The organism is Henriciella marina DSM 19595 (assembly GCF_000376805.1).
GTDB classification, from domain to species: domain Bacteria; phylum Pseudomonadota; class Alphaproteobacteria; order Caulobacterales; family Hyphomonadaceae; genus Henriciella; species Henriciella marina.
The window spans coordinates 203935-216801 of the sequence record NZ_AQXT01000002.1; the positions used below are offsets into that span (position 1 = coordinate 203935).

Sequence of the window (12867 nt, forward strand, 5' to 3'; positions counted from 1 at the left end):
TGACTGCACCCGGAACTAGGACAGATCAGCCAGCTTCCAAGGCCGCGCACCCCTCAACCATAAAGGTCCAGCGCGTCATGGTCGGAAATAAGGTCGACCGCACCGTTCAGCATACGGAAGAACATATTGTCGCCGCGCGTCGTTTGCGTCACCAGCATCGCGGCGAAATAGGCGGTGAAGAAATGCTGGTACGCCCCGGCCACATAATGGCGCAGGAAATCACTGCGATCATAGTCTGAAACGCCAAGTACGCTCAGCTGTGACAGATAGAGATCGATCAGCGCATTCTCATTTGCCTGCCTGGTCTTCGGGTCGAGGGCGCCGGAGATAAAATAGCCGACATCAGTCCCACCAGGTCCATAGCCGAATGATTGCCAGTCAACGACAGTGACAGGCTTCTTCGTGTTTGAGAGATCGAACAGCATATTGTCGGGCCGGAAGTCCGAATGGATCAGGCATTTCGCGCCGTCCCGGCTTGCATGATACTTGTCCATATTGCTCGACAGGGCATCGCCAACCCTGGTGGCCTCAGGCGTGACCCGGTCGCAATAGCGGGCCTTGAAACCATCCCAGAGGCCGGCCACCATGTCCGGGTCCATCACGTCCGGCGCGTGCGTCGTGCCCATTACCCAGTCATACTCGTCCAGCTTTTCATCTTCCCAATAGGCAGAATGAAGCTTTGCCGCTTCGTTGAGGACAAGCTTTGCCTCTTCAAGTGTGACGCCCGCGAGCTGGTCGCCCTGTTCGGCGGGGGCCATGTCGCTCATCATCAGAACGAAGTCGTGCGTCTCTTCGTTCACATCCGTGAAATAGCAATGCGGCGTCGAGATGCGCGCATCGGGCTGCAGCAGCTGGTAGAACTTCACCTCGCGATAGTAATTCCAGAGCTGCCTCCCGGTGGCCCGGCTTTCCTCGCCTTCTGATGGAAACTTTCCGACCAGCGTTTTCGGCGCATCGGGCCCGGCGCGCTCATAGTCCAGCTTGAAGCGGACGCAGTCACCGATCTGTCCGGTGCCAACCTTGCCGGCTTCAAACGAGGCCACTTTCGCGTCGATCCCGTCTTCCTTCAGCGCCGCCGTCAGCCAGTCAGCATCGATATCTTTCCACTCACGTATCTCAGGCATTCGCGGCCTCACCGAGCGGATGGACATAGACTTCATTATGCTTGATCAGGCTGTTTTCGAGCAGGACAAGATCGAAGCCGCGCAGTTTGCCTTCGCTTCCGCCCTCGCCGACATCACAATACCAGCGCCCGCAAAAGCCGCCCTCGATCGACCAGACCGCTTCGGGCAGATAAGTCATTGGCGGGGTAGAGCTGAACAGCGTCGTGAGATAGCTACTCAACGCCTCGCGGCCCTCAAGACCGTTTGGCACCTGCGGGTCCTTGTAGACCGTGTCAGCGGAATAGAAGCCAACGAGGCGCTCGACGTCCTTGTCGGTCCAGGCCTGCAGCCAGTCAGCGTTGAAGCGTTCGATGTCCATTGGGCTCATCCGTTCAATACCCTTTCCTTGTGGGCGTCGGTGAAGATCTCGTCGGGCACGCTTTCCGGTCCGCCCATGATGGCGGCACCGTGCAGGCCCAGGCTGGGATCGGCAGCTGCGCGCTCGAGATAACGGCGCCGGCGTTCGCGTGCTGCCTCGTCAAATTCCATGTCGAGAGAGGCCTGCAGGTGGCCGGCAAACCGCAACCGCCGCATCCGTTCGGCACGTTCATGGCCATAGGAGGTAAAGTCGGGCTGGGCGCCTTCCGGCGTAGCCCTCAGAATATCCGACACCATCCGCACATCCCGATAGGTGATGGAGAGGCCAAGCCCGTTGATTGGATCGTTCCAGCCCGCCGCATCGCCGATCAGGACGCATCCCTCGGCAAAGGGCGTATCGGTCCAGCTATCATTGTTGAAGTAGGAGAGCAGGGGCCCGGCGGGCGTGCCATCGGCAATCGCTTCATTGCCGGGGGCGCAGTTCATGCGAAAGCTTTCAAGGAATTTGCGCGGCCCGTCCTTGCCGGCGAACCGTCCCTTGTCCTCAAGCGCATAGCCGCCATAGACGCGGATTTTGTCGCCGCCCTGCGGAAAGGCGAGGAAACCAAACCGCCCTTCGGTGCCGATCGCCTGTCGCGTTTCGTCCCAGCCCTCGACCCCTTCAACGAGAAGGCCAGCGAACCAGTGGTGCGGCTTGTCCTGGTGCAGCTTGATATCAGCCTGCTTGCGCGTCGGTGACATACGCCCCTCGGCGCCAACCACCAGGCGGGCTTTCTCTGTGCGGGCCTTGCCGTCCTGTTCGAAGGTCACAGATGGCGAGGTACCCAGAACAATGTCCGTAACATTGGCGCCGCGCACCGTTTCGGCGCCCGCTCGCACGGCCTCGTCGAAAAGGGTCTGGCAGTGATGGGGATGGCCAATGGCCAGAGGTCCGGGAACCTTCTCGGCAAAGATGCCTAATGGCAGCGCCGTTGTTTCTGCGGCTTCAGGCCGGCGGCTTTCATCATAGTGCACGTGCGAGGTGATATGGTGGCCACCAGCGCCGCGCAGAAGATCGTAAAAGCCAAGGCGCCGAACCTCGACAACGCCCCATGGCGCGATCCATTCGCCGCGTACACGGTCTTCATATTCGGTCGATTTTTCCAGTAACAGGACCGCGTCTCCGGCCCGTGCCATGGTTGCGGCCAACGCTGCGCCGCCGATACCACCGCCGACGATTATCAGATCGTAAGTCATCTCTTCCTCCCGGCCGTCTCTTGCCGGACGGTCCATTGGTGCCAAGCGTATCCGGCAAGCCTCCTTTGACAAGGCACGACGCTGCGTCAGGACTGGCCGTCAGACTGTCATTCGCGGCGCAATCATCCTAAAAGCCCCAGCTATGAACGGATTTGTCTACGTCGCTCTCGGCGGCGCCATTGGCGCCAGCCTTCGCCATGGGGCGGGGATCGCGGCCCTGCGCCTCGGGCTGACCGGCTGGCCATGGGCCACCTTCTTCGTCAACCTTCTGGGCAGCCTCCTTATGGGCCTGCTGATTGGCTGGCTCGCCTTTCGCGGTGAAACGCTTGGCGGCGGGCAGGGGACGCGGCTGTTCCTCGCCACTGGCCTGCTTGGCGGTTTCACCACATTTTCGGCTTTCTCGCTGGAGGTTGCGCGTTATGTGCAGGAAGACGCCTGGGGCAAGGCGGCGACTTATGCCGGTCTCTCGGTTCTCCTCGGCCTCGCCTTCGTTCTGGCAGGCCTGTTTGTAATGAAAAAGATGCTCGCATGACACAGCAAGTGATCAATGAAACCGTCAGCCCGAAGGAAGAAGGCACGCGCCTCGACCGCTGGGTGAAACGCCGCCTGCCGGTGACGCAGGGCCAGATCGAAAAGCTTCTACGGTCCGGCCAGATCCGGATCGATGGCGCACGCGCCAAGGCCAAGGACCGTCTTTCGGCGGGCATGGTCGTCCGCCTGCCGCCCGTCCACCAGCCAACCGAACAGGAAAAGAAGGCGCGCAAGGCCAGCACCGCCTCTGCCAAGGACGAGCAGTTCATGCGCGAAATGGTCGTCTACGAAGACGAAGACATGTTCGCGCTGAACAAGCCTGCAGGCATCGCCGTGCAGGGCGGTACCAAACAGGGCGACCGCCATATCGATGGCCTGCTCGATATTCTTTCTGACGGCGAATACCGGCCCAAGCTTGTCCACCGGCTCGACAAGGAAACCTCAGGGCTGCTGCTGATTGCGCGTCACCCGGCCTCTGCCGCTCATCTCAGCGATCTTTTCCGGTCACGCGATATGGAAAAGGCCTATTGGGCCGTCACGGTCGGCTCGCCAAAACCGCCTGCCGGTCAGGTGCGCTGCTGGATGACAAAAGGGCAGGGCGAAGAAGGCCGCGAGCAGATGGTCCAGTGCGCCCAGAATGCAGAAGGCGCGCGCCACGCGATCACCGACTATATCACCGTCTCGCAAGCCGGCCAGAAGGCGGCATGGGTCGCGCTTCGGCCTCAGACAGGCCGCATGCACCAGCTGCGTTTCCATATGCATGAGCTTGGCACGTCCATCCTCGGCGATGACAAATACATCACCCGCCGTGAGGTGCCCCAAGGCGTTGCCGGCGGGCTCCACCTTCATGCGAGGGCCCTCAAGGTGCCGCGCAAGAACAAGAAGCCGCTCCTGCTACAGGCCCCGCTTTCTGGGCATATGGTGGAGACGTTCAAGACGCTCGGCTTCCTCGAGCAGGAAGCGGGCAAGGACCCGTTCGAGCTGTTTCTTTAGAGAAAGCTCACCAAATGCTTCCGTCTCAGTGTTCGTCATCCCGGTTTTCGCAAAGCGAAACACCGGGAGCCAGAAAGCCCGGCTGATGAGGCTGGGTCCCGGATATTTGCCAACGCAAATTCCGGGATGACGACAAAACAGTTGGGCACACTCTGCCAGAACAAGACAATGAATTGAGAGTCCTATGACCACGCTCAAACTCGCCATATGGGACATGGACGGCACCATCGTCGACAGCCGTGAGGTGATCCAGGCGGCCATGTGCCGGGCCTTTGGTCTCTGCGGTCTGCCAGAGCCTGACTATGAAGACACGCGCAAGGTCGTCGGGCTTGGCCTCGAAGAAGCCTGCCGTATCCTTGCGCCAGACTATCACGACGTCCCGGCTCTCAGCACCGCCTACAAGGAAGCCTTCGTCGCGAGGCGGACCGAAGCAAACTTCGTCGAGCCGCTCTATGACGGCGCCGAAGCTTCCCTGAAGCGCCTTGCCGAAGATGGCTGGCTGATCGCCATGGCGACTGGCAAATCCCATCGCGGCATCCGCGCCATCTTTGAGATGCACCCGCTGGAGCAGTATTTCGATACGATCTGGTGCGCCGATGACGGCCCCGGCAAACCGCACCCCTTCATGGTCGAGCAATGCATGAGCACGCTTGGCTGTGAGCCGCACCAGTCGCTCATTATCGGCGATGCCGTCCACGACATGTCCATGGGCCTCAATGCCGGCATTCATACGATGGGCGTCAGCTGGGGATTTGGCCGAAAGAGCGAACTTCAGGCGGTCGGTGCTCATGAAGTGCACGATACGTTTGAAAGCCTGAATTCAGGCCTGATTGAATTTGCGCAGAAAATTTCTAATCAGTAGGGAACAGGAAGGGACGACTGGCGTTCCTGCTGTGAGTATTCAGACAACAAGGGGAATCTCATGAAAAAGTCTATTGTCGCACTTCTCGTTGCTATGGGCGCCGTTGGCGGTGTCGCAGCCTGCGATACCAATGATGGCCCGGCTGAAGAAGCTGGCGAAGAACTCGACGAAGCCGGCGACGAAATGGAAGAAGCCGCTGACGATGTTGGCGACGAAGTCGACTAAGGCTTTTGATTGAAGTCGAACGTGAAAGCCGACCTGGAAAACAGGTCGGCTTTTGTCGTTTAGTGATCTGATAAAAAACAGGAAAACTGCAGTAGGGATGGATCGAACTTAAGGCTGCGCCGTTGATGACATAACTGACATGAAACGCAGAATGCGAAAGGACCGCCCGCTGTGAAACTCAACATCGATCATATCCTCACCGGACTGGCAGTTGCCGCAATTGGTGGTGGCGCGCTGGCTCTTTCTGCACATTCCAGCGTCTCGACAGCCGCTGCTGAGACACAGTTTACGGCCGCCGACGAAGCCGTATTCGACCGGAATTTCCAGATCTCTGATCGAAGCTGCGACGTTGGCTTTGCCGATCAGCAACTCTGCTTTGAGCGCACGCCCATTGAAGACCGTATCCAGGTCGGCGAAGCGTTCCCGGAAACCATGTACCCGCTGGCTCTTGAGTGGCGCGCAAAGCTTGCCCTCGACCAGAAGGCTGACAATCTGAAGACCGTCCGCATCGGCCAGAGCGTCATTCTGATGGACCGTGACACGCGCATGGTCGTAGACAAGATCGATCTGTCACCGCAGCTTCATGCCGAGACCCAGCTTGCTGCTGAAGGCTAGGTGTCCCTCAATATTTGACACGCGGCCCTGACATGGCATGAGGTCGGCCAATGACCGATCAACGCCCACAGCCCAAAACCCTTCCCCGCCGCTTCTACAAGGAGGCGGCGGTTTCGTGTGTGGACGGCCTCTGGCGCATCGTCCTCGATGACCGGCCGGTTCGCACGCCGTCGAAGAACCTTCTCGCGACCCAGTACCAGTCCCTCGCAGAACAGATCGCCGAGGAATGGGCCGCGCAGGGCGACCTGATCGACCCATCCACCATGCCGCTGACCCGGCTTCTCAACATCTCCATCGATAACACGCCGGGCGCTCGCGAAGCGCTCGCCGATGAGCTTGCCAAATACGCCGAGACCGACCTTGTCTGCCACCTCGCCGAAGGGCCGAAAGAGCTCCGCGCCCTGCAGGATGCAGGCTGGCGGCCATGGCGCGAATGGGCGGGCAAGGCGCTCGATATCGTCCTGGTCCCGGTCGAAGGCATCATCGCCTCGCCCCAGCCGGACGCCTCCCTCGCCGCCGCGCACGCCCATGCGACCAGCCTCGATGATCTGCGCCTGACGGGGCTTTCCTGGGCGCTCGCGCTTTACGGATCGGCCGTCCTCGCCCTCGCGGTCGAGCAGGGGCAGCTCGACGCCCTCGACGCCTTCGATCTCTCCCGCATCGATGAGACCTGGCAGATCGCGCAATGGGGCGAAGACGAGGAAGCCGCCGAAGTGGTCGCCCGTCGCCGCGCCGACGCGGACGCCATCGGGAAACTCTTTGCCGCGATCGCGCCCTGATCGGGTCTGAAGCCGCGACCTCGCCTCGTCCCGGTTCGGCCTTTTGCCCACCCTCGATGATGTCGAAGGCAGCGGCTGCGCGCCCCCAATCTGAACGAACACTCAGCCCCCACCCTCCGGCGGGCTGAAGTCGCAGCCTCTTATAGATATAGAGCCTTGTATTTTCGACAAAAAGTAAAGTGAACGAAATCCGAACGGACTGGTCACACCCGGTTCCGGCTGGCTGTGTTTTCCTTCACGCATGATGAAACCGATCATGAAGACCCGAGTGGCAGCGCTGGCTTTTGCGGCTCTCCCACTCACCGCGCTCCCGGCCCTCGCTGACGAGGCCCCGCACCGCGCTCAGACCGCCGTCTCCGGCTTCTCGCTCAGTGTCGCCGATGCCAGCTTCTACGTCTCGGTCGGCAATGATCGCTACCGTGGCCGCGACGGGCGCTACTACCAGAATGACCGCTACGGTCAGCGCCCATGGCAGACCCGCCAGCTGCGCCGTGAAGCTGTCCGCATGTGCGCCGCAGCCATCCAGCGCCAGGGCTACCGCGCAGGTTTCCGCGATGTCGACATCGACAACGACCTTCGCGTCAACCAGATCGGCCCGAAAGGTTTCCGCGTCCTCTTTGATGACGTTGAGTTCGAAGGCCGCCGCCGCGAATTCTACCGCGATGTGAACTGCACCGTCCGTCAGGGCCGTGTGATGAACGTCACCGGTCTCCCGACCCCAGGCCGCCGTGGCCAGCAAGGCCATGACCGGGGCCACCACAACAATAATGGCTACGACCGTGGGCGCTCCCACAATGGCCGGCCCTATGCCTCGACCACCTACACCACGCCGCCGGTCACCCGCACAGTGGTCACGACCCGCACCGTCAACACCAATGACCGCGACCGCGGCTACCGCGGCGATCGTGGCCGCGACGGACGCAGGGGCAACTAGGCCCACACGAAACGCAAACCCATTGAACTGAAAAAAGGCCGGCAGGTTGCCCATAGGGCAGCCTGCCCTTTTTCTTGCGTCGCACGCCCCAGTCAGTAACAAAGGCAGCCAGATTCAGGACTTAAGGATTGAGAGGCTGCCGCCATGAAAGACGTGATCGAAGCGCTTGAGGCCAAACGCGAAGAAGCCCGCCTCGGCGGCGGCGAAGGCCGCATCGCCAAACAGCATGAGAAGGGCAAGCTCACCGCGCGCGAACGCGTCACCCTCCTGCTCGATGAAGGCAGCTTCGAGGAAACCGACATGTTCGTGGAGCACCGCTCCCACGACTTCGGCATGGAGGAACAGCGTATTCCGGGCGACGGTGTCGTTACGGGCTTCGGCACGGTCAATGGCCGCCTGACCTACGTCTTCTCCAAGGATTTCACCGTCTTCGGCGGCTCGCTCTCGCTGGCCCAGTCGGAAAAGATCGTGAAGATCCAGAAGGCCGCTGCCCGCAATGGCGCGCCGGTCATCGGTATCTTCGATGCGGGCGGCGCGCGTATCCAGGAAGGCGTCGATTCGCTCGCGGGCTATGCCGACATCTTCATGGAAAACGTCCTCTCCTCCGGCGTCATCCCGCAGATCTCCGTCATCATGGGGCCTTGCGCTGGCGGCGACGTCTATTCCCCCGCCATGACCGACTTCATCTTCATGGTGAAGGACACCTCCTACATGTATGTGACCGGCCCTGACGTGGTCAAAACCGTCACCAATGAGGAAGTCACCCACGAAACCCTGGGCGGCGCGTCCATCCACGCCAAGAAATCCGGTGTTGCCGACGGCGCGTTCGACAATGATATCGAGGCGCTCATCCAGATGCGCCGCCTCATCGACTTCCTGCCGCTGTCGAACCGCGAGGAAGCGCCAAAGCGCCCAAGCTTCGATCATCCGGACCGCGTGGAGCACAGCCTCGACACGCTCATCCCGGACAATCCGAACACGCCCTACGATATGCGTGAACTGATCGAGAAGACCGCCGATGAAGGCGACTTCTTCGAAATCAGCCCGGATTTCGGCGCCAACATCCTCTGCGGTTTTGGCCGTATGGAAGGCTCCACGGTCGGCTTCGTTGCCAACCAGCCAATGACGCTCGCCGGCGTCCTCGACATTGACAGCTCCCGGAAGGCGGCCCGTTTCGTGCGCTTCTGCGACTGTTTCAACATCCCGATCGTCACTTTCGTGGACGTGCCGGGCTTCATGCCGGGCACCAAGCAGGAATATGGCGGCCTCATCAAGCATGGCGCAAAGCTCCTTTTTGCCTACGCCGAAGCCACCGTCCCGAAAGTCACCGTCATCACCCGAAAGGCCTATGGCGGCGCCTATGACGTGATGAGCTCCAAACACCTTCGCGGCGACATGAACTATGCCTGGCCAACGGCTGAAATCGCCGTCATGGGCGCCAAGGGCGCAGTGGAAATCATCTTCCGCAAGGACCTCGGCAATGACGAAAAGATCGCCGAGCACACCAAGATGTACGAAGACAATTTCGCCAACCCCTACGTCGCCGCCCGCAAAGGCTATATCGACGACATCATCATGCCGCACAGCACGCGGCGCCGGGTCTGCAAGGCGCTTCGGACGCTACGTGGTAAAGAGCTCGAGAACCCGTGGAAAAAGCACGATAATATTCCGCTTTAGGGGGTAGGACTTGGCTCTAGTTGGTGGCACCGCTAAAATTCGGCATGCTGAGACCGGCCAGATATTTGAAATTCTGTCTTCTGAACTGGAATTCGAAACTACTAGCGCAGACGAACGGCAAATGGGGTTCGAACGCGGTTATGAGGCTCGGGTTGATCACCCTTATCTCGGCGAACTTATCTGGATGGTTTGGGAGTATCCTTCTGGGGTCGAGAACTATCGCGAATCTTCAGTTGAGCCACACACACTACTTGAAGACTTTACTTTCGACTTCAGTGAAGGGGAATTCGAAAATCAGATAGCTGAACGGCGGCGTGCTCGAATACAACAGATGGTGGAATGGTTTTTTGAACGATTTGAAGATCCCGCCCACGAGACACCGTACAATGGCCGAGAAGGTGGCTACTTGTACATCCATGGAGGTCCCTACTCTGCGGCAGATGAGCTTTGGAGTAACTTTGCGAACGAAGATGATGAATTAATCGACGCCGCAGTTGCTGAGATTGAGTCTGACGGAACCGTGGATTGGGCTCCCGTCCGCGGTTCGGACTACGATGTTGATGAACCTGAGCCTTGGGCCGATTCTCAAAATGATCCGCAGTTTCCGAATGAGATTGATGAAATAATTGCTGGGCTAGCACCTCAGAACTCATATCCAGCGTTCGAGCTAGATGAATCTGGTATCGTGAGGATGGTTCAGGCGCCAGACAAATTGCCGCCAGAAGGTAATCAAGAGATTCTCAGCGAATTGCTCGCCAACGCACGATCATTGAGGCAGGCACTTCTTGGTACTAATGCCCACGTCGCGCTGTTGTCTGTGGTCGAAAGGTACTTTTCTGTACTTGAGCAAGAAACCTTTTCCGTCTCCCAGTTATACTCTCGAGGAGTAAGTCTAGAAATTGGGGCCGAGGTTGCAGCACAGGCAATTCAAGGTCAGGAGCTACCTTCGCTAACCATAGAGGCCGACACCTATCTTAATGCAGTACTGTCATTGCATGGCAGCTACATCATGAGTGACCCGGTAGGAGCAAATTTGGTTCGCGCCTCCGCTGAATATCAGCGCTCTGAGGGCGGACGGGAGACCGCTTCGACAGCGATCAGAGATATTCAACAAGCCGTAGAGGATCTCCCCGAATTATTCGAAGAATCTGTGAGGTCTGAGATTTCGCTTGCTGTCAAAAGCATAGGCTTAGGTGCGCATCCCGAGAGGAGTAACCAGATTGCGGTAAGAACTGTGGGCAATTTGGTCGCTGGAATATTGTCGGGCCTTAAGAGGCATGCAGGCACAGCCCTACTATCAGGTATTCTAATTGAATCCGCAACTGGGAGTTCCCTGATCGTTGGAGGAGCCGCTCATTTCGATGCTGTTGTGGCATTCCTGTCTGCTAACGCATCTTCTTTCCGAGCCTTCTTTGGGGCTTTTGGAGCGGACACTGGATGGGTATCACCATTAACAAGGCTCTTTGACCGAATTGGTGCTATCTCGTTGCCGCAAAATTAGATATTTGCCCTGTTTAGCCGAACTGCTTTTTTCTTTCGAATTATATGACTATACGAAGATTATACATCGATACAGGAATGTCGAACAAGAGACTATGTAATCGGCCCCTAGCCTATCCTTAGGCAGGAAGATTGGGGACGTCCGACTTTCAATAGTTCTCAGCCGTGCACACGCAACGCTCGAAGTCCTGCGTCGCCCTCGATGGCGCAGCCATCTGAGGGTCCATCTCCTGCTATCGCCACAAGACGCTGCGTTGAGGCCGTGAGATGGACGCCCGGACCGCGTGCCGCGGCCCGGCGTGACGCAGAAAGGTGAAGTCGCGCGGGGGAACAAGGCCCGTATGATTGATCCACTTAAACCTGGGTCCTCCCTCTCCGCAGACCCCTGCGCAAGCAGGGGTCCATGGTGCTTTGTTTCAGCGTTGCGCAATGGATACCTGCTCCTCATCCAGAGCCTGCCGAAGGACGCAAGGGTCTGCGGAAACGGGGCGCTTCGGTTGCTCCCCCCTCCGCCCTGCCGGGCACCTCCCCCGCAAGCGGGGGAGGAAGCAATGCCGCACCGTCTCGGGTTTCTTCTTCCCCCGTGAACGGGGGAAGTGGCCCGCGTATGCGGGTCGAAGGGGGCGAAACCGGTCTCGACACCTCCTCATACACCGCACCGCCCAAGTGGCGTCATTCCGGCCGGGCCCGGACTTGATCCGGGGGCGCGCCGGGACTTGAGTTGGCGAGGCGCACACCGTGCAGCGCGGGGTCCCGGATATTTGCTGGGGCAAATTCCGGGATGACGCCGTGAGGCGTCAGCAGGGGGAAACTCCAAATCCATCCCACCCCTCAAAACCACCCCCATAATCCCACCATGCTGACCCGCGCGTGGATCCTCGAAACCCTTACCCGTCTGCCGGTCTGGACCTGGCCGCTTTTCCTGTTCGAGGTGTGGGCGGTGGAGCGTTATTACCGGGCCTATCGCGCGGCCAACCCCATCGGTATGATGGGGGTCGCAGTCCTGCCCAATGGGCGGATCGTCATCACATTACAGGTCGCAGGCGGGAACAGGGCGGAGCCTTCGCGGCGCGGCATTGCGCCCTCCGCTTCGTGGAAACGCCTCGCGCCGGGCGCAGACTTTGCCGCTCTGGCGCATCCATTGCTTTTGCACCTTGTATGCACCCTCACGGCACCGCTGGTGCACCTTGCGCGCCCGCTCCAGCCAGCGAGACCGCTCGCTCCGCCATAGCTCCGTGCGCCGAAAACCAGACCTCTAACGCCGCAAGTCTCACCGCCTCCGCGGCCGCACGTGCTGGCCGATCATCTAATGCTTGCGGTCGCAGGCGTTGGTGGTGAACAGGTCTGCGATGACGCCTTCGCAATCGCGGTCCTTGCGGTGGTGGCGATCGCGGTGAGGGCGATGGCGGCGGTCATGCCGGTCGCTGCGCGGATAGCTTTGGCCATAGACCCGGCGTTGCACGACGGGCGCGGCAATTGAGGCGCGGAGTTCGGCGAGCGACAGCGAGACTTCCGTGAACCGGTCCTGCGACCGCTCCCAGGAGGCGAGCGAGCCGACGCAGGCGCCTTCCTGATAATCGCGCTGATGCATGCAGGCGGCATAGGCGCGGCAGGAGCCCTCGGCAAAGCGATAGGCCGCATCGAGATCGATCTCGAAAGCGCGCATTATCTCGGTGCGTTCGGTCTGCGGCCCTGCTGGCGGCTGATCCACGCGCAAATTGCCCTGGGTCGATTGCGAGCGCTCGTTTACATCGCCGCCTGAAGCAAAGCCGGTGATCAGAAGTGCGCGCGCCGCCTCGATGCGTTCATCACGCTGGGCGCGCAGGGAGTCCACTTCGCACACTTGCAGGGCGGTATCGATGGCGATCGCGTCTGCGGTGGCGACAACGGGGGCAACATTCGGCGGATAGTAGGGGCCCGCCGGGAGGGGCACATAAGGCTGCTTATGAGCCGCGCAGCCGACGAGCGCGGTAGCGCCAATCAGCACGCTTAGAAGGGTCAATTTGCGCATCGGTCCTGTCCTTTTGATCTTGC

At 59.9% G+C, this 12867-nt stretch carries 14 protein-coding genes; 10 read left to right on the top strand and 4 right to left on the bottom strand.

The window, feature by feature from the left end; translation table 11 throughout:
• Positions 1–53 precede the first annotated feature (53 nt).
• Genes F550_RS16475 through F550_RS0101010 form a run of 3 tightly spaced genes read right to left on the bottom strand, consistent with a single transcriptional unit; the run spans position 54 to position 2717 of the window.
• Positions 54–1124: a phosphotransferase gene (locus F550_RS16475; RefSeq protein WP_018146657.1), complete on the bottom strand. Its 1071-nt coding sequence runs from the start codon at positions 1122–1124 to the stop codon at positions 54–56.
• Positions 1117–1482 carry a nuclear transport factor 2 family protein gene (locus F550_RS0101005; protein WP_018146658.1) on the bottom strand — a complete coding sequence of 122 codons (366 nt, stop codon included), beginning with the start codon at positions 1480–1482 and terminating at the stop codon, positions 1117–1119. Before F550_RS0101005 ends, F550_RS16475 begins: the two co-directional genes overlap by 8 nt.
• Before the next feature lie 5 nt (positions 1483–1487).
• Positions 1488–2717 carry an FAD-dependent oxidoreductase gene (locus F550_RS0101010; protein WP_040500627.1) on the bottom strand — a complete coding sequence of 410 codons (1230 nt, stop codon included), beginning with the start codon at positions 2715–2717 and terminating at the stop codon, positions 1488–1490.
• A 142-nt stretch (positions 2718–2859) separates the two neighbouring features.
• Between F550_RS0101010 and F550_RS0101015 the strand changes: the two genes are divergently transcribed.
• The 10 genes from F550_RS0101015 to F550_RS0101060 all read left to right on the top strand — a co-directional run bounded on the left by F550_RS0101015 (position 2860) and on the right by F550_RS0101060 (position 12064).
• Positions 2860–3249 (top strand): fluoride efflux transporter FluC, encoded by a 390-nt coding sequence (locus F550_RS0101015; RefSeq protein WP_018146660.1) that lies wholly within the window; start codon positions 2860–2862, stop codon positions 3247–3249.
• Positions 3246–4241, top strand: coding sequence for an RluA family pseudouridine synthase (locus F550_RS0101020; RefSeq protein WP_018146661.1), 996 nt, complete (start codon positions 3246–3248; stop codon positions 4239–4241). The genes F550_RS0101015 and F550_RS0101020 overlap by 4 nt, the downstream gene beginning before the upstream one ends.
• A gap of 184 nt (positions 4242–4425) precedes the next feature.
• Positions 4426–5103, top strand: coding sequence for an HAD-IA family hydrolase (locus tag F550_RS0101025; RefSeq protein ID WP_018146662.1), 678 nt, complete (start codon positions 4426–4428; stop codon positions 5101–5103).
• Positions 5104–5163: 60 nt separating this feature from the next.
• A complete protein-coding gene (locus F550_RS19265; RefSeq protein ID WP_018146663.1) occupies positions 5164–5328 on the top strand; it encodes a hypothetical protein in 165 nt (54 codons plus the stop codon).
• Positions 5329–5499: 171 nt separating this feature from the next.
• A complete protein-coding gene (locus F550_RS0101035) occupies positions 5500–5943 on the top strand; it encodes a hypothetical protein (RefSeq protein WP_018146664.1) in 444 nt (147 codons plus the stop codon).
• Positions 5944–5993: 50 nt separating this feature from the next.
• Positions 5994–6722, top strand: a complete 729-nt coding sequence (locus F550_RS0101040; protein ID WP_018146665.1) for an ATP12 family chaperone protein — start codon at positions 5994–5996, stop codon at positions 6720–6722.
• Between the two features lie 256 nt (positions 6723–6978).
• Complete coding sequence (locus F550_RS0101045; RefSeq protein ID WP_018146666.1) at positions 6979–7656, top strand: hypothetical protein; 678 nt, start codon at positions 6979–6981, stop codon at positions 7654–7656.
• A gap of 144 nt (positions 7657–7800) precedes the next feature.
• Positions 7801–9333, top strand: coding sequence for an acyl-CoA carboxylase subunit beta (locus tag F550_RS0101050; protein ID WP_018146667.1), 1533 nt, complete (start codon positions 7801–7803; stop codon positions 9331–9333).
• Positions 9334–9343: 10 nt separating this feature from the next.
• Positions 9344–10834 carry a hypothetical protein gene (locus tag F550_RS0101055; protein WP_018146668.1) on the top strand — a complete coding sequence of 497 codons (1491 nt, stop codon included), beginning with the start codon at positions 9344–9346 and terminating at the stop codon, positions 10832–10834.
• An 855-nt stretch (positions 10835–11689) separates the two neighbouring features.
• The gene (locus F550_RS0101060) at positions 11690–12064 is read left to right on the top strand and encodes a hypothetical protein (RefSeq protein WP_018146669.1); all 375 of its coding nucleotides are present in this window, start codon (positions 11690–11692) and stop codon (positions 12062–12064) included.
• Positions 12065–12139: 75 nt separating this feature from the next.
• Here F550_RS0101060 and F550_RS0101065 read toward each other — a convergent pair whose 3' ends face one another.
• On the bottom strand, positions 12140–12844 hold the full coding sequence (locus F550_RS0101065) for a YajG family lipoprotein (protein ID WP_018146670.1): 705 nt from the start codon (positions 12842–12844) through the stop codon (positions 12140–12142).
• Between the last annotated feature and the right edge of the window lie 23 nt (positions 12845–12867).